The following is a 15488-nucleotide window of genomic DNA, read 5'->3' on the forward strand; positions in this document are numbered from 1 at the left end:
GGCTGCGTTTACAGCGAATGGAAATGGCGGACCTACGGGGGGTGTTGCGCTGCAGTGCAAGTAGGTCGTGACCGTGTAGCTGATTGGCGGGCAGCGCCGGAGGATCAGGCCAGATCAGCGAGAGGCAGCGGCACTTGGGCTTGATCTGCGGCGCCGCCGGGGCGAACCGTGTTGAACCCTGTCTCTACCGCCAACAGAGTCTCGATCCAATGGCTTTCCCGCTGCGTGATGTAGGCCGCTCGGTTTGTGCAATCCTCTGGGTAAGCGATCACCTCGATCACGGAGAACTCCCAGTCGGTGATGTCGGAGCCGCCCAGCGCTGAGTGAAACTTGCAGCCGGTTGAGTTGCTCAGGTGCTGCCACCAACGCAGCGTGAATGACTGGGTGGTCTGACCGATGTACACCCGGCCGGTGGACTTCTGCCGCACCTGGTAGATCACCGCTGGAAACCGACCTTCGTTCACCTGGCGGAACTCCTGAACATCACGGAATCGCGCGGCCTGCTTGCAGGACTCCGTGCAGTAGTCGTGGCTGGTCGTTTCGGTGTTCGGATCGTTGTATTTGTCGATCAGCTTGAACACCGTGCCGCACTCCTTGCAGACCGTGTCTTCGAAGCGGCGCAGAAGGTATGTATCGGTCTCGCTCAGTTCCTGGATGTGCAGGAGGTAAGCGTGATCGGTCATGTCTGAGCGCAGCACCCGCATTGGGAACTGGCGGTCGTACAACTCCTCGACCTGACCTTTCGCTTCCTTTCGGGTTTCAGCCTCGACCATGCCGCTGAACACTGGCGGCCAGGCCCATTCGGCTTCGCGGTTTGGGCCGGCCGGCTGGCGCCCCTTGATCTGGTAGTAGAACTTGGCCATGGCTTTCTCCAAGCATGCGCCGCCCTCCGTGACCGGTGGTGGCAATTTGGTTTGGGTTGAGGTATTACGGGTGACCGGCATGGGGCCGGGATATAGAGCTGGGTGGTGCTGTATGATCGAAAAGGGAAAACATGATCACTTTGGAGAGACGTTTGAATACATCTCAATCGACCTCAGTGACAAGAAACACAAGAATCGCGTTATCGACTTTTTCGAAACGCGCGACCCCTTGAGCCAGGAATTTACGTGCGACATTCAAGCCAAATGGTCGGCGGGTAAGTTCCATCCGACATTGACCATGAGCAAGCAAGATGTTCTAGGGTTGGCTGACTTGTTTGGCGAATGGGCTGCTAGGATTCGTGAGGCCGAAGCTGACTAGCCGGGGGCAATGATCTCGTCGCCTGGATCCTTCTGAATCATCAGCATGCTTTTCTGATCGAAAAGTCGCGCCACGTTTCTGGATGGTCGGTATTCGTGTCGCGGCGGATCCAGCAGCGGCAGCGCACCGCCCGGACCAAGGCCGTGCAAATGGTGAATCATCAGCGTGATCGCCTCGCCCTGTTCCTCGATGCCGCTCCAGGCCATCAGCTCAGCTAAGGCTTGGCGGGTGCCGGCCATGCAGTGCAGCCGCAACTCTTCCTCGCCGCGAGCCTTTCGTTTCGTCGCAGTCTTTGCCGATCGTTCTTTCGGTAGGGCTGCCATGGGATACCTCTTCTATGCCGCTGGCCGGTAGTGCCAACCAGGTTTGTCGTTTGCGTTGTTGGACGCGAGCTATGCGGCGCATGAATTACTACCTTGGCGCGCTTTCGGGTAGTCAATGCCGTGGGCGGCAATGATTCGCTCGAACGCTTTGTTGCCGATGGCCAGCTTCCCGCAGCACTGGCGCCGGGTGATGCCCAGTTCCATGAAAGCCCTGATCCGCTCGGCATATTTCGCGTCTCTGGCATCTGCTTGCTCCTTGCGCAGCGCGTCATTCGCGCCTCCCCGGGTTGGGCGCTGGAATGTGATGCCGTGCTCTTTGGCGATGTTGTAGATAGCTTTCCTGCTGACGCCGACGACCGCCGCAACTTCCACCTGGGTGTGCGTGCTGCTCAACCCGCGGACTTGCTCAACCAGCCTTGCCCGCGCCTTCTGGAAGGGGCTGAGTTCGACTGGTGGCGGGGGAGGAGCTTCAGCCCTCCGCCGAACAAATGGCTTCGGCACCGGAGGCATTTGGTTGCTGTAGGTGATCGGCCTGGGCTTGTAGTTGTAGGGGGCGGCTTCTTCGATCTTGCCGCCAGCGGCCAGGTACTGCTCGACCTGGGCCGTCAGTTCGTTCGACTTGGGTCGAAGCTGCTCGACCAGATTTAGATGGTTGCTGATCATGCTCAAGCTCCTAATCTGTGGGCTTGTGCCCGCGCTTTGTCCGCGACCTCATCAACCATGCGATTCAGTTCTAGGTTGAATTGGACGAGCTCTTTGTGAAGGTTGGCGATGTAGTCTTCGTCGCGGTAAACCGTCTCGATGTAGAGCTGGCACTCTTCATCTTGACGAGAATCGAACGACAGAAAGTCCCACCATTTCCGTCCTGTAACGAACATGCAGCCCTGGACCTGCGGCATGTGTTCCTCCGGCATGCCTTCGAGCCAAGTCCTGACGTGTATCGCCTCATTGAAGGGACACTTTGACTCTGTGCCCCCGTCATCGTTGATCAGGCCGTCTGGCGAGCAGCCGAGCCAGTCGTACTTCGGGTGGACGATGAACGCTGACGGTATGACGATGTTGCCGGTCAGCATCTCGTAGGCGTCCTGAGCCTTCTGTTCTTCGGTGTGGCCCCACTTCATGGAAGCGCTGCTGACGTTGTGCTTGGACTTCTTTGCCAATCGCTCGAAGCACAGTTCGCGCATGTATGAGGTGCGCGCGCCCATAGGCTCGCGCTTCCCATTTTTGTCAGGCTTCCCCCAGGCAATCACATCTTTAAACCGGCTGGCTGTCACTCGGCCAGATCGGTCTGCACTCCACTTTTCAGTGCCCTGAAGTTCCGTTCTCACTACGCCGCTTCCCCGACCTGAGACAGGTCGTCGTTGGTGCCAGTCATATCGGTAAAGTCGCCATCAACGGTTGCCGCCATGTTCTTGAGCGCTTCGTGGCATTCCAGACCGATCGCTGCGCGCTGCTTTGGCTTGAGGCCTGCCCAGGCTGCCGCATAGGCTTCGATGTCCTGTCGCCTCGCGACGACCAAAAGGTCTGCGAATACTCCATCGATTTCCGGCGACGGGGATTTCGGGCCGAACGACACGCCAGCAGCGGCGGCGGTATTTGAAGCCTGCTTCGCAGGGGTGATATCGATTTCACCGCCGTACGAGTCTTCGAATTCATCGGGCGTATAAACGCCGAGGATGACGTCAGGGCAGAACAGTCGCGCCCATTTTTTAGTCACCAAGTAGGCAATCTGCTGCTTTGGATCTTCCGCCCAAAGCGTCGAGTTCCGCGTGCGGACCTGGGTGAGCAGAAGCTCCAGAATGCGTGGCTCGTCTTCACCCTTGAAGGTTGCCCAGACCTTGATCCCAAGGCCTTTCTCGTCGTCAAAGCTCCATCCCGGAACACGGTACTTCTTGAACTCGCCAGTGTCCTCGTCCTTCTTGGTCCTGCTGGTGACTTCGCGCATCTTGCCGATGACGTTTTCCCAAGCGCCGAACCACTCGAAGTTCAAGCGGCCCTTGACTGGAGCCTTGGCGGTGATCACTGCGTTGACGAGTTGCGCCTCATAGCTCAATGCCCCGCCGTTGACGATGAATGTCTTCTGCGCAACCGCAAAAGGGTTCATCTGCCACTGCATTGCTTGTAGCACTACCGCCATGCAGTCAGCTTGATTGCCCTTCAGGTGCTTGGGGACCGTTGTCGCGCCCTTCGACATCATCAGTGCGAGGTCGCTCATCGACTTCATGGTGCCTGGATCGAGGATGAGCGCTGCCGCGTTGTGCGATGGATCGGGGTACGCGGCAAGGCCGGTTGGTGCTTGGGTGTCTGAATCGGTCATAGCACTCTCCGTGGCCGACAAGGATTGGGTCGGCCGTTAGATGGAAAGGGTGGTTAGAAGCGGATGGCACGAAGCCAGGCGCGAGCAGTGTCGAGGTCGACGTCGAAGCCCAGAGCTACAACCTCGACAATGTCGTCAACCGATGGCGCGGTCGTAGTCACGTCGTCGAGTTCAGCCGCAATCGCATGTGCGCTGACGTGTGCGACTTCGACCTTCTCTGCGACCATGGGCTCAGCCGCAGTAGCGATTGGGACCGGCGCGGTAGCTTGGGCGCGCAGGCGGGCCAGTTCTTCCTGGTCACGCTGATACTGTGCATCGCGTTCGCGCTGCTGGCGCTGTTGCTCTTCCTGCTGCTCACGCTGTTGGCGTTGCTGTGCCTCCATGTCGCGGCGCTGCTGGTCCAGCTCGTCCTGCTGCTGCTTCAAGCGCTTGCGGTCTTCTTCGGCGCGTTGCTTGCGCAGCTCCTCTGCTTCCGCGTCGGCGATGCGCTGCTTCTCGCGAAGCTCGTCGAGTTCTTTCTGCTGAGCCAGCAGTTTGGCGGCGGCCTCTTCTCGTTCAACGGCAGACCTGTGTAGCGTTTCAAGCTGCTCAATAGCGTTGTCGCGAGCGATGGTGCCTTCAGCTTCGAACTCTGCATATTCTTCGGGCAGGATCACCGACTCCTTCACGCCTTGCAGAATGTTTGCGACATCAGCAGCGCTACGGCTTGCATATGCGGCCGCGACAGAGCTGAAGCGGGTAATCTTTGCCCGGATGGCTTCGACACGCTCAGCCTCGACACGCTCGCGCTCAGCCTTGGCGTCAGCTACGCGCTTTTCTTCGGCCTTGATTGCTTCGTCAACAGGTGCCTCGATCGCCAAGACTCGATCTTTCAGCGCCTCACCGAACTCCTTAACCTGATTGACGCGAGCCTGGGCATCCTTGACCTTCTGCTGATAGGGGATCAGCGCCGTCTTGGTGGTTTTGTCCAGGGCATAGCGCACGTCGCGGATATCGACGCGAACTTCCTTCGCATTCGCCAAACCTTCGCTGGTCGAGCAATCAACGACCAGCTTCGCGTAAGTGGTCTCCAGACGAACGATCTGTTCCTCGTGCGGCCGATATTCGGCGATGTCGGTGACGGCAGCCGCAGGGGCGACTGATTTTTGTGCATCGTCGGTTTCGCTCATTTCGAGCGATTCTTGTGCGAGTGCTTGTTTAGAATTTGCGGACATGACAATTCCTTGCCGCGCAGTGCGCAGCGTTTGAAGGCGTGGGTTATTGGGTTAGTTGGCCGGAATAGGCGCTTGCCAGCATCCAGACAGTGAAGAGCAGTAGGGCAATGGCTGATCCGCGCCAGGTATAGAGGCGCTTAGCGCGCTGGTAGGAGGTCATGACCGAACCCTCACCGCGATCCGCCCGCCCTTCATGGTTGCAGCCAGGCGCTGCGGCAGATTGGCGACCAGCTCTTCGCGCTTACGGCCGATCACCTCGTTGAAGGGCAGGCCGAAGCCGAGCAGGGCGATCTTGCGTTCGATGTCGTCGAGCTGTTCGTCGATCAGGCTTTTCACGATTGGAGTGGTCATGCTGCAACCCCTTGCCCGAACTGGGCGTTATACGTGGTGTAAATCTGGTCAATGCGCGCCCTGTAGTGCCGGTGCTCGTCTTCACTGATGGCGCGCAGCATGAAGGCCAGAGTGATGGACGATGTCGCCGCTGAGCTGGCGTTGGGTTTGCCGAGGTCGCGGACCATGTTGTCGATCTCGCCCTCGATCCAGTTGACCGCCGTCTGGTGGTCGCGCTGTTCATCGTTCATGTGCGCATCCGCTGGGTGGGCAGACCATTTCCATTTTCGCCATGGCCAGGCCAATGCGCCGCTTGAGGCTCTTGCGCTCTTCCAGCCGCCTCGCTTCCCGATCGGCCAGCGCCTGGGTCCGGATCTGCTCGGCAGCCTCATAGTCGTGAAACTCTTCGGGCTGCGATTTTTTCTCGCGCCCCCAAGCGTCGTAGCGCCTGTCCCACTCTCGGGCCTGCACACTGTCTGCGTAGCTGGTTGCCATGGTCGCCTCCAGAGTGGCGGGTGTTGATCCAACAAAACTCGGCTGCACTCATCCATTCCGCTGATTGCCGTTGGGCGCGGAGGGGAGTGCATGCGGGTGGTGTTGGGGGAGAGTTGCCCAGGCCCGCTACTGGCGACGGCCTGGGTGTGCAGCATCAGCAATGTGCGATGTCGTTCGGTTGGGCCTACCGGTCCCCGGTTGATGCGCGGTCACATCCTCGGCCCCACTGTCCGCTGCCTGTCAGGTGTTGGGCGCAGCCTTCAGGCTTACTGCGCCACGCGGGTGGATCGTTGATCTACTTCATGGTGGTCATCCTCAAATGCGCGCCGTTGGCATCCTGGCGGGCGCTCGCTGTTCTCTGGTATTGCCTGCGGGGGGCCGCATTGCGCGGTGCAGAATCATCCGCATCGGGGTGTGATCTGGCCGGGTGCGATACCGGCATCCATGGGTGGGTTCGAACCACCGGCGCGCCTTTTGCGAGGCCGCTCTACCAACTGAGCTACATGGTCACGCTCTGGTCACCCGGCCTAGGAACCCGGTCACCCATCACGCTTCGCGCATCGCCTGCGCATTCAGATCACACTCCGATGCGGCCTGGTGCTGGGGAGTACCAGGTGCTCGGGCAGTTATCGTCAGGCTGACGTGGCGCTGGTTGTTCAGTCGTAAATGCCGTAGCTGAACTCGTCTTCGTCGCAATCGACGAGGATCTTTGAAGAGCCGAAGTAAAGTGCGGCAACCATCTTTTCGAACTCGGAACGGAATTTCAGGGTTTGGCTGATCTTCTCGTTGTCGATTTTCGCGGCGTACACGGATCCGACCTCGCGACCTTTTTCGTCTCGGTCCTTCCCGTGACGGTCGAAGCTGATGTGGATCGCGTTGTCGAGCAGGTATTCGCTGCGCTCAGAGCTTCTGGAGTAGCTCGTAATCCCGTGATCCTTTGGCTTCTTGTCGAAGTAGATGTGCAGGCCGCCGTAGTCGGATGGTTGGAAGCGGATGTCTGGGGCCTCCCAGTGTTCTTCTGCAGCGGACTCTTTGTGGTCCTCTACAAAAGCTTCCAGGAGAGCCTGCAAGCTGATCACTTCAGGCATCGCGTCCTTGTTCAGCACCTCATCGATCTGCTTCTGCGCCAAGCGCACCATGTCGGCCTCGACGCCGCTGTTTTCCCACTTCTCTTTAAGCGCCTTGGCGACCATGTCGTTGTAGCGCGTCAATTCGAAGACCGTCGAGAGGTTGGCTGGCAGCGCAGCCTTGATGGCTTCCTCAACCTGTTTGCCCATATCGCCGTAACGGCCAAAACAGTTGTCGATCACCTTGGTGAACATGATCCTCACATGCTCGTCGATGATTTCCTTTGGCTGGTCACTGACTGCGAAAGCGGTGACTCGCTCAGCCAGAAGCTGCTGAAGTGTTTGCTCGCTCATTTGGTGCTCCGTGCTTGATCGGTTGTTTTCCCAATGCACCCGGGTAACCAGGTGCATCAGTGAAAAATTCCTTTCCGCCCCATGCTCGGCGCCTCGGTTTCCCCACCTGGTCGGCGTCACACATTTCGTGTTCGGTGTTCTTCGCCGGCTGGCTTGCATGGTTTGGCGTTCTCCCTTGTGGGGAGCCCGGCCAGTTCCAGAGCTGGCATGGAGATCGAAATTTGTGTTTCGCGCTGTACCCGTTTCTGGGGATCGATCCGCGAAGATTCCTGACTGTTAAAGAGCGGCGCAGCTTTCGCTGCAGGGCCGGTGTTGCGTTGGCTTGAGATACAAATTAACCGCCGGTTTCTTTGTCGTCAATACCGGCGGTTAATTTATTTTTCGAGGCAATCGAATATGCTTAGCTAAATGCTGTACGTATATACAGTTATCAAGGAGCGTCAGATGGGCAAGCCGCAGAAAAAAATCCAACAGTCAAAGGAAGAGCTGACAGGCCTTGAAAGGCTTGGTCTGCGGGTTTCTTCAATGATCAATCACCCGGTCGCACAGATTCAGCGCTGGGTAACGATTCACCGCCTGGACACGGACGGTGAGCGCGAATGGGAGGAGGTGATGGGCCTGCTATCCGAGACGGACGGCATAGACATGACGTTCAATGACGATGAGTCGGTGACGCTGAGATGGGAGGCCCAGGCCGAAGAAGATCGCATGGTCGAAGTGGAGGGCGCGTTGGAGGTGGAGGAGGTCGCACCTTTCTGAAAGCCAAAAAAATGGCCCGCATGCGGGCGGGCCAAATGGGAATTCTTCAAAGGAGCAGGGTTAATCTGCGCTCCACCATGTGAGCGATTGGTGAAAAGTATGTCGCAGGAACGAAAAAGCCCGGCGTCGGCCGGGCTCTCTATCGATGGGCCAAATCCCTTTGGCTGACCGCATTGTGCTTGGTAGGTGTGACGAAGGCGTGACAGGCGGATACTAAAAGCCCGGCGCTGGGCCGGGCTCGTTAGATGCGACTGGTTGCTACAGCCAGCCGAAACCTTTAGCCATCATCCCGGCGAGACCCAAGGCAACAACAATAAGCGAGCCGAAAACCAAGCGAAAATCCACTCTCATATCGGAGCGTATGCCGGAAAACTCCCCCTTAGCTTCGCCGCGGAACTCGCGCACATCATCCTTCAAAGAGTCGATGTCTCTTCGAATGTACTGTACGTGCGTTTCAAGTTGGGCTACTCGAGCTTCCAATTCGCCACCTCCACCACCGTTGTTACCTCCATCATCACGATTCCATGATGGATGACCAGAGATAACTCTGCCAGAAGAATCTTTCAACACAGGGGCGTTACTCATCCTTCGCTCTCCGTGCCTCAGCATGTCCGACCATATTCGTAATCGTAGCCGCCAATTTTTTCGCCACATCCAGAGGCAGCGTTACCGCCCCAACGTCAAGTCTGAAAATCTCCGTGTCGCCAGACTCTATGCTCGAAATACCATTTTCTATTACGAATTGCGTGGTTTTTACATTTATTGAATGCCGGCCAAAGGTGAGGTGGATAGCCTCATCTCCGTTCCAATTAATGGCGAAAGCGTCAAACTGATCTACTTGCTCATCGATAAAAGAGCCGGCTTTGATGTGTGGAATTACGGCTGTGGTAAATTTTTCGCTCATTGCCCAATCCCTGCGCTATTTCAAATAAAATTCCAAATTGCCCGACGCCGGCTAAACAATCAAAACTTCTGAAGCGCCCGTACCACCATCACGCCTACTCAACTTTCCCGCGCACAATCCTTCCCGCCTTCACCTCATCAGCGTAAGCAGTCAGCCGATCAGCTTGCTCATGCAGCTTTTCGATTGTCTCCATTGCCTCCAGAAGCTCTGCATCCCCGCGTTGTTTAGCCAGCCTGAACATCTCCAGAGCGGCCTCTTCGAGGGAGAACGCTGCGGCTTTCAAGTCGCGGCGCAGTTCTTGATTTGGTTTGGTGAGGGCCATGACAACCTCATGCAAATTCTTATGCCTGCCCGACCATCTGGCTTGCACTGATTTCTTTAACCCAGCTATCTAACCGATTCTCACCTTGCTGGAAGACTGTGATCATCCTTCGAAGCGCCTCAGCGTCTGGTCCATTACCTGTGTGCCTTAGACGCTCGGCAATCCGAACTAGCTCCACGGCCGACCACTTCAGATCGGAGGCGACACCCTGGAGGTCGCGCTTCAGTTCCTGCTCTGGTTTGTTGAACTCCATCATCACCCCTTACAAATCCCCATCACACGAATCCGGTAATCAGTCCGCCAGAGCGAATCTCAGTGCAATCACAGCCTGCAGTAGCTTATTCACCTGGACCGAGACTGTTACAGCCAGCTCTTCATCCCCAGCATCTCTAAGTGTTGCGGCCAAATTGAGCAGTTTCCCCACCTCCGACTCGATAGTCCGGGCGGATTCGCCTATCTGGTATCGAAGTGAGTGCGCCATGTCTTCAAGCCTCAAGCCAGATTGGTTACAAATCCCCACCGCACCAGCTCAGACTAGGTGTGCGTTCCAAACCAGCAGCACGCGAGCCTGGATGTAGGTCTCACCCGCTCTGATCGTTTGCGGTGGGTGCATCGTATTATCAGAAATCATTTTGATCTGATCATCGCCAACCCATTGGAGCCGCTTGATGTAGAGGTGACCTTCCCAAGAGAACATATAAATCCCGTCCCCCACGAATTCCCGAATACTGATGTCGACGAGCAGCGGGTCTCGATGCTTGATCGTGGGCGCCATCGACTGACCCCAGCCGGTCACCATCTTGAGATGGAAGTGCTCCTTGAACTCGACGCCCATCTCGCGCAGATGTTGTGGGCTTACCCTCACGTCCTGGAGCAATTCCGGGTAGTCGTGCGGTATTTGCCCGCCACCCATGGCAGCGCGGACGTCGTAATGCGCGATCCATACCTCATCACCGACAACGCCAGGGCGGTAGTAGTCGACCTCGATAACGCCGCCGTCATCGTCCGCGTCAGCAGCAGCCAGCAATCGCCGGCGCGCATCTTCTGAAAGCCCTTTTCCCTGCTTCTCCAGCATCTGGCGAACCATTTCAGCTGCCGACGAGTTTAGGGCTGGTGGCCCTGTGTGCTCAGCAGCATTTGTCAGCCCGCTTATCTCTTGCGCCAGCCTCTTGCTGAATTTCTCGATAGGCACTTCAAGAACACGTGACAGCACTGCCGCAAATTTCGCGTTCAGGGGGTTGGTGCCGTTTAAGTACATCGCGACGGCGGCGGCAGAGATGTCAGCCGCTTCAGCAAGGCTCGCCTGGGTGAGGCCAAGGGCATTTTTTTTCGATACGAAAATCGCCTTGGCGGCGTCGCACTCAGCTTTTAGCTCTGGGGAAAGTTCTTTCTTTTTGCTCATCCGTGAAATTTAACCGTTGGTTAAGTTATTTGCGGCAACCGGCGGTATTGCTAGAAAACTAACCGGCGGTTAATATCTGGGCTGACAACACCATTCGAGATTTTCAGAATGAAGCAGATCCCACTTACAGAGTTGGTTGCTACGAAAGGGCAGGCCTTTGCGGCTAAGTCTCTTGGGGTTAGCCCCGCTGCAATCAGTAAGGCTATTTCCGCCGAGCGAAACATTTCAGTCATCTGCAATGAAGACGGGACTTTCGAAGCTCACGAACTCAAGCCGTTTCCGGCCCAGGTGACCCCGAAAAAATCCGCCGCCTAACCAATCGCCTTTCGATTAGAGGTGAGCGAGGCAGTTGTGCGCTCAAAACCGCGCAGTTCATCACCGCCAAGTCGATCGCGTAATGGGCCGGCAACCCGCTCAAACGCAGGCCAAAGCCTGAGTTGAGACGACAAGGGAAGGGTGGATGCCAAGGCGACCACCAAGCAGCAAAGGGCGGCTATCTCGCCTTGCAATTCAGATTGATTGGCCATGGATGCGTCCTTGATCAGTTGATGAACAGATCATCGCGGAACTACTGGCGGTGTGCCACGCGAGACGAAGAGAGGTTTTCGCAATGGAAGAATTTGAACGAACTCTGCACCGCGAAGTAAAGGCGGGCGGTGGTACTGCGTTGGCCAAACGCATGGGCGTCAACGAAACGCGCTTGCTTGATTGCGCGAACCCGAATCGGGAAGCACACCGAATGAATCTGGAAATGTTTGGCCAGGTCCTCACTCATCTTTCCGAAGAAGGGCGCCTCGCCGTACTCGGCTCGCTGGCCAATCAATTCGAATGTGATGTGGTCCTGCGCAAGCGTCCAGAACCGAAACCCTTGATCGTCGCACTGTGCCATTTGACCGCCGAGTGCGGCGACGTGGGCCGACTGATCTTCGACGCCACCGCAGACAACCACATAAGTCAGCACGAAAAAGCTCAGGGCGATAAAGCCATTCAAGAAGCCATTGACGCGCTGCATGTGCTGCGTGAATCGCTGAAGGCCGCCTGAATTTCAGACACAAAAAAGCCGACGGAGAAGGTCGGCTGATTCGCAAAACTAGAGAGGCCCGATTATGCAGAGCCAGCCCAATTCAAGCAATACCCCTTCCAATGTCGCGACACCTTTTCAGAACTCGGAAAGCGTGTCGCGTACATCTGCGCGCGCTCCCCTGGTCAGGAATACCTGACATGCAATACACCGTCACGATCAATCAGGTGAAGGCGCTGGAGTGGGGGCTGAATTCTCAGCAGTCCCTGCTGTTTGCCTTCGTCTATGGCTGCCCGAGTTGGACCAAGCCAATCAAGACTGATGACGGGATCTTCTTCGCGCTGAGCAAGGCTAAGATCATTGAGGAGCTGCCGCTGCTCACCGATAAGCCAGACACCGCTTACCGCATGTTGAAGGTCTTGGAAGAGGCCGGTTTGATTGAGCTTTCCAGCACCTCGAACATCACGCTGTTTCGCCTGACCGAGAAGGCGGTCGAGTGGAACCAGAAGCTTGATGGGTCGGAAAAATATCCGACCCCACCACAAAACAAAGGTCGGAAAAAAATCCGACCTACCTCGGAAAAAAATCCGGGCAAGGTCGGAGGAAAATCCGAGCAAGGGTCGGAAAAATCTCCGACAAATCAGGATACCAATCATCAGGGTACCAATCAGGATACCAGTCAGGACTTGCAGGACGGCTCGGACAAGCCGGCCCAGTCCCGGGGCTTGATGCTGGTGGTTGATCGCACCGATGCACCCCGGGTAGAAATCCCTGCCGACATGCCGGGCCCCAAAGATCAGTCCTGCAAAACCTTCAAGGTCTGGGCGAATTACGCCATGGCCTACCGCAAGCGCTACAACACCTGGCCGGTCTGGAACGCCAAGGTCGGTGGTCAGCTCGGTCAGCTTGTCGACCGCCTCGGCGCCGATGTCGCCCATCACGTTGCCGCCCACTTCCTGAAAACCAGCGACGCCGCGGTTCTACGCAAGTGCCACAGCCTCAACGAGCTGCTGGCCAACGCTGAGAGCTACCACACCCAGTGGGTGACTGGTCAGCGTATCAACGGCGCCACGGCCCGCCAGATGGAACGCACCGAGGCGAACGTCTCCGCTGCGGAACAGGCCGCGCAAATGGTCTTGGCCAAGCGCCAGGCAGGAGAGCGCAATGAGTACCTCTGAAATGAACGACGCCCAGGTAGCAGGGCTGGCCGCGGCTATCATCGCCACAGCGGAAGCCATGGGCCAGGAAATGAGCCCCGGTACCGCGGCAATCATGGCTGAGGACCTCTGCGCCTATCCCGTATCGGACATCCGCGCTGCGCTGAAGGCCTGCCGCTTCGAAGTGAAGGGCAAGCTGACCATGGCTGACATCCTGCAGCGTGTTCAAGCTGCTGACGGCCGCCCGGGCAAGGATGAGGCCTGGTCACTCGCACTGACTGCCAGTGACGAAAGCGAAACCGTGGTGATGACTGCTGAAATCCAGCAAGCCATGACCGCCGCTGGGCCAGTGCTGAAACTAGGCGATAAGGTTGGCGCCCGCATGGCGTTCATGAGCGCTTACGAACGACTGGTTGCTACCGCCCGCGCCGAGGCGTTGCCAACAGCCTGGAGCGTTTCACTCGGCTTCGATCCGGTACACCGGGTAACTGCCATCGAATCGGCGATGCGTATGCAACTGATTACTCAGCAGGCCGGCACTCAGTATCTGGCCGACCTTCGTATCGCACCAATCACAACAGACGGCCAGGCCATCGCCGGGTTGCTCACCGGTTCCGCAGTGAAAGCGTCACCGCAGCTGCGCGAAAAGCTTGCTGAAGTTCGTCAGTTTGTCGATGCAGCCAAGCGCCGGCAAGGCCGCGAACGACTGAAGAAGGCTCAGGCCGAACGCGTCGACACATACCTGCGCAAGCGCCGAGTTCGAGTAGCCATCGCCGCCGCGCAACACAAAGAGGGTTTCCGATGAGTACCGAGTTCGCAATCCGAGATCAGCGCGACGTCAACCGGCTGATGGGCATCCTTTACGGTACCGACTTCACCAAACCGAAGGTGGTGGTGATCCGCGACGAAAAACGCCCGGACATCTGCAACCGGAAGATGTGGGCAATGCTCAAGGATGTATCCAGCCAGGTCGAGTGGTACGGCAAGAAGCTGTCGGACGAAGACTGGAAGCACGTTTTCAGCTCGGCGCTGATGAAGCAGGACGTGGTGCCCGGGATTGATGGTGGTTACGTGGTCCTGGGCGTGTCGACTCGCAAGCAATCGCAGAAGTGGTTCAGCGATCTGTTCGAGCTGATGCACGCATTCGGTGCGGAGCGTGGCGTGCGCTGGACCGAGCAGGACAAGTGGGGAGGGCGGTACTGATGCGTGTAACCCCTAAACCGCCCAGGCCGAAGAAGTGCAAGAACCCCTCGTGCGGCATCAGTTTCCCGCCGCAGCGCCTGGGTCAGGCCGTGTGCAGCCCCAAGTGTGGCCTGGCCATCAAGGATGTGAACCAGGAGAAGGCCCGCAAGGCCGTCGATCAGCGCGAGCGCCGGGAAATCAAGGTCCGCAAGGAGAAGCTGAAGAGCCGGGCGGATCACCTGCGCGAGGCCCAGGCGGCGGTGAACGAGTTTGTGCGTCTGCGTGATGCGCACCTGCCGTGCATCAGCTGTGACTCGATGCCCAACGATCACGACCTGATCACGGGTAGTCGGTGGGACGCCGGTCACTACCGCTCGGTTGGCGCCTGCCCAGAACTGCGCTTCGAGCCCCTGAACATCCATCGCCAGTGCGTGAAGTGCAATCGGAACCTGTCCGGTAACGCGGTCGAGTACCGCATCCGGCTGGTGAAGCGCATCGGCGCCGACAAGGTGGATTGGTTGGAAGGGCCTCATTCGGCCCGCAAGTACACCGTCGAAGAGATCAAGACCATCAAGGCCGACTACCGGGCACTGACCAGAGAATTGAAGGGAGCAGCATGACCTATCGCAACGTGGTATCCGCAGTAGTTCGGGCGCTGGCCGCCGAAACCATCAACTCTGCTGGTGGGTGCGACTTTGAACCCAAGGTGCAGTGCGCCAAGCAGAAGGGGGAGATCGTGGGCAAGGAGGCCGCATTCCTCACGGACTGCTGGGTGTTCGGCCGCCTGCACAAGTCGCTGTCGGCTGCACACTGGAGAGCACTGGTTGCGAGGTACTCCACGCATGAAGAACGCAAACACGGCGCCATCCTGGAGCTGCTGAACTCGGTCAAGTCGCCAGCACCGAAGCGTTTCCGTGAGTGCGCGATTCTGACCTGGGCCATTCCGCAGGTGGCGGGCGCTGACGGCAAGCGATCTGCGGCAGTGCTCCCGGCAGCTTGGTACGACATCACGAACTGGGACAACGATGGCAAGCCGGAATCAACTCGGTACCGGTGGCGCTCATCGATCCGCAAGAGCCTGGATGACATGGTCAACGAAGCATTGACTGCGGCGCAAGAGATCATGGATGCAGAAGGATTAATCGAAAGCTGTGCGGCTTAGCGAATAGTTATTGCAAGTAGTGAGAGAATGAGAGAATATTTATCCATCCTGTCGATCTTGCGCGTTAGGGATTGACACAAAGAAACCCGGCCACTGCGTCGGGTTTTTGCTTGTGCGCCAGGCATGGCGCGTTGCGCGTAAGCGCAACCAGCTTGGCTGTGGTGGCCTCGCTGGTGACTTGGAGGTGAAAGTCCTCTACACACCCGGCAAGGGGAAGTGTTAGCCAGAGGCAAGGGT

General features: G+C 57.7%; 25 protein-coding genes and 1 tRNA gene. 9 read left to right on the forward strand and 17 right to left on the reverse strand.

Going from position 1 to position 15488, the window contains the following annotated elements; all coding sequences use genetic code 11:
* Nucleotides 1-104: 104 nt before the first annotated feature.
* On the reverse strand, nucleotides 105-863 hold the full coding sequence (locus tag KGA96_RS27865) for a GIY-YIG nuclease family protein (RefSeq protein WP_223515714.1): 759 nt from the start codon (nucleotides 861-863) through the stop codon (nucleotides 105-107).
* Here KGA96_RS27865 and KGA96_RS27870 point away from each other — a divergent pair.
* Nucleotides 862-1242, forward strand: coding sequence for a hypothetical protein (locus KGA96_RS27870; RefSeq protein WP_223515716.1), 381 nt, complete (start codon nucleotides 862-864; stop codon nucleotides 1240-1242). The two genes, KGA96_RS27865 and KGA96_RS27870, sit on opposite strands and share 2 nt — an antisense overlap.
* Here the strand turns inward: KGA96_RS27870 and KGA96_RS27875 are convergent.
* From KGA96_RS27875 to KGA96_RS27920, 10 genes are all read right to left on the reverse strand, one after another.
* On the reverse strand, nucleotides 1239-1565 hold the full coding sequence (locus KGA96_RS27875) for a hypothetical protein (protein WP_223515719.1): 327 nt from the start codon (nucleotides 1563-1565) through the stop codon (nucleotides 1239-1241). The two genes, KGA96_RS27870 and KGA96_RS27875, sit on opposite strands and share 4 nt — an antisense overlap.
* A 69-nt stretch (nucleotides 1566-1634) precedes the next feature.
* The gene (locus KGA96_RS27880; RefSeq protein WP_223515721.1) at nucleotides 1635-2228 is read right to left on the reverse strand and encodes a hypothetical protein; all 594 of its coding nucleotides are present in this window, start codon (nucleotides 2226-2228) and stop codon (nucleotides 1635-1637) included.
* Between the two features lie 2 nt (nucleotides 2229-2230).
* Nucleotides 2231-2893, reverse strand: coding sequence for a lambda exonuclease family protein (locus tag KGA96_RS27885; RefSeq protein ID WP_223515724.1), 663 nt, complete (start codon nucleotides 2891-2893; stop codon nucleotides 2231-2233).
* A complete protein-coding gene (locus KGA96_RS27890; protein ID WP_223515727.1) occupies nucleotides 2893-3882 on the reverse strand; it encodes a RecT family recombinase in 990 nt (329 codons plus the stop codon). Before KGA96_RS27890 ends, KGA96_RS27885 begins: the two co-directional genes overlap by 1 nt.
* Nucleotides 3883-3935: 53 nt before the next feature.
* On the reverse strand, nucleotides 3936-5096 hold the full coding sequence (locus KGA96_RS27895) for a hypothetical protein (RefSeq protein WP_223515730.1): 1161 nt from the start codon (nucleotides 5094-5096) through the stop codon (nucleotides 3936-3938).
* Nucleotides 5097-5252: 156 nt separating this feature from the next.
* On the reverse strand, nucleotides 5253-5447 hold the full coding sequence (locus KGA96_RS27900) for a hypothetical protein (protein ID WP_223515733.1): 195 nt from the start codon (nucleotides 5445-5447) through the stop codon (nucleotides 5253-5255).
* Nucleotides 5444-5677, reverse strand: a complete 234-nt coding sequence (locus KGA96_RS27905; RefSeq protein ID WP_223515736.1) for a hypothetical protein — start codon at nucleotides 5675-5677, stop codon at nucleotides 5444-5446. The genes KGA96_RS27900 and KGA96_RS27905 overlap by 4 nt, the downstream gene beginning before the upstream one ends.
* Nucleotides 5667-5921 carry a hypothetical protein gene (locus tag KGA96_RS27910; RefSeq protein ID WP_223515738.1) on the reverse strand — a complete coding sequence of 85 codons (255 nt, stop codon included), beginning with the start codon at nucleotides 5919-5921 and terminating at the stop codon, nucleotides 5667-5669. Before KGA96_RS27910 ends, KGA96_RS27905 begins: the two co-directional genes overlap by 11 nt.
* 439 nt (nucleotides 5922-6360) lie before the next feature.
* Nucleotides 6361-6430, reverse strand: a tRNA-OTHER gene (locus tag KGA96_RS27915).
* Between the two features lie 147 nt (nucleotides 6431-6577).
* Entirely contained in the window at nucleotides 6578-7342 is a 765-nt protein-coding gene (locus KGA96_RS27920) for a hypothetical protein (protein WP_223515741.1), read from the reverse strand.
* Nucleotides 7343-7786: 444 nt separating this feature from the next.
* Between KGA96_RS27920 and KGA96_RS27925 the strand changes: the two genes are divergently transcribed.
* Nucleotides 7787-8101, forward strand: a complete 315-nt coding sequence (locus KGA96_RS27925) for a DUF1654 domain-containing protein (RefSeq protein WP_223515744.1) — start codon at nucleotides 7787-7789, stop codon at nucleotides 8099-8101.
* A 258-nt stretch (nucleotides 8102-8359) separates the two neighbouring features.
* On the opposite strand, the gene KGA96_RS27930 is transcribed toward KGA96_RS27925, so the two are convergent.
* From KGA96_RS27930 to KGA96_RS27950, 5 genes are all read right to left on the reverse strand, one after another.
* Nucleotides 8360-8686: a hypothetical protein gene (locus KGA96_RS27930; protein ID WP_223515747.1), complete on the reverse strand. Its 327-nt coding sequence runs from the start codon at nucleotides 8684-8686 to the stop codon at nucleotides 8360-8362.
* A complete protein-coding gene (locus KGA96_RS27935; RefSeq protein ID WP_223515750.1) occupies nucleotides 8679-9005 on the reverse strand; it encodes a hypothetical protein in 327 nt (108 codons plus the stop codon). Before KGA96_RS27935 ends, KGA96_RS27930 begins: the two co-directional genes overlap by 8 nt.
* Nucleotides 9006-9099: 94 nt before the next feature.
* Nucleotides 9100-9327, reverse strand: coding sequence for a hypothetical protein (locus KGA96_RS27940; RefSeq protein ID WP_223515753.1), 228 nt, complete (start codon nucleotides 9325-9327; stop codon nucleotides 9100-9102).
* A gap of 19 nt (nucleotides 9328-9346) precedes the next feature.
* A complete protein-coding gene (locus KGA96_RS27945) occupies nucleotides 9347-9580 on the reverse strand; it encodes a hypothetical protein (RefSeq protein ID WP_223515757.1) in 234 nt (77 codons plus the stop codon).
* 276 nt (nucleotides 9581-9856) lie between these two features.
* Nucleotides 9857-10729 (reverse strand): helix-turn-helix transcriptional regulator, encoded by an 873-nt coding sequence (locus KGA96_RS27950; protein ID WP_223515760.1) that lies wholly within the window; start codon nucleotides 10727-10729, stop codon nucleotides 9857-9859.
* A gap of 108 nt (nucleotides 10730-10837) precedes the next feature.
* On the opposite strand from KGA96_RS27950, the gene KGA96_RS27955 reads away from it, so the two are divergent.
* A complete protein-coding gene (locus KGA96_RS27955) occupies nucleotides 10838-11044 on the forward strand; it encodes a Cro/CI family transcriptional regulator (RefSeq protein WP_223515763.1) in 207 nt (68 codons plus the stop codon).
* On the opposite strand, the gene KGA96_RS27960 is transcribed toward KGA96_RS27955, so the two are convergent.
* Entirely contained in the window at nucleotides 11041-11256 is a 216-nt protein-coding gene (locus KGA96_RS27960; protein WP_223515766.1) for a hypothetical protein, read from the reverse strand. The two genes, KGA96_RS27955 and KGA96_RS27960, sit on opposite strands and share 4 nt — an antisense overlap.
* Before the next feature lie 83 nt (nucleotides 11257-11339).
* Here KGA96_RS27960 and KGA96_RS27965 point away from each other — a divergent pair, with 83 nt between their 5' ends.
* The 6 genes from KGA96_RS27965 (at nucleotide 11340) to KGA96_RS27990 (ending at nucleotide 15251) form a co-directional block, all read left to right on the forward strand.
* On the forward strand, nucleotides 11340-11771 hold the full coding sequence (locus KGA96_RS27965) for a phage regulatory CII family protein (protein ID WP_317850360.1): 432 nt from the start codon (nucleotides 11340-11342) through the stop codon (nucleotides 11769-11771).
* A gap of 179 nt (nucleotides 11772-11950) precedes the next feature.
* Nucleotides 11951-12928, forward strand: a complete 978-nt coding sequence (locus tag KGA96_RS27970; RefSeq protein ID WP_223515772.1) for a phage replication protein — start codon at nucleotides 11951-11953, stop codon at nucleotides 12926-12928.
* The gene (locus KGA96_RS27975; protein ID WP_223515775.1) at nucleotides 12915-13712 is read left to right on the forward strand and encodes a hypothetical protein; all 798 of its coding nucleotides are present in this window, start codon (nucleotides 12915-12917) and stop codon (nucleotides 13710-13712) included. The genes KGA96_RS27970 and KGA96_RS27975 overlap by 14 nt, the downstream gene beginning before the upstream one ends.
* Nucleotides 13709-14110 (forward strand): recombination protein NinB, encoded by a 402-nt coding sequence (locus KGA96_RS27980; RefSeq protein ID WP_223515778.1) that lies wholly within the window; start codon nucleotides 13709-13711, stop codon nucleotides 14108-14110. Before KGA96_RS27975 ends, KGA96_RS27980 begins: the two co-directional genes overlap by 4 nt.
* The gene (locus KGA96_RS27985) at nucleotides 14110-14709 is read left to right on the forward strand and encodes a recombination protein NinG (RefSeq protein ID WP_223515780.1); all 600 of its coding nucleotides are present in this window, start codon (nucleotides 14110-14112) and stop codon (nucleotides 14707-14709) included. Before KGA96_RS27980 ends, KGA96_RS27985 begins: the two co-directional genes overlap by 1 nt.
* Nucleotides 14706-15251: a hypothetical protein gene (locus KGA96_RS27990; protein WP_223515782.1), complete on the forward strand. Its 546-nt coding sequence runs from the start codon at nucleotides 14706-14708 to the stop codon at nucleotides 15249-15251. Before KGA96_RS27985 ends, KGA96_RS27990 begins: the two co-directional genes overlap by 4 nt.
* Nucleotides 15252-15488: the final 237 nt, after the last annotated feature.

The organism is Pseudomonas sp. GL-R-26 (assembly GCF_019947365.1).
In the GTDB taxonomy this organism is placed as follows: domain Bacteria; phylum Pseudomonadota; class Gammaproteobacteria; order Pseudomonadales; family Pseudomonadaceae; genus Aquipseudomonas.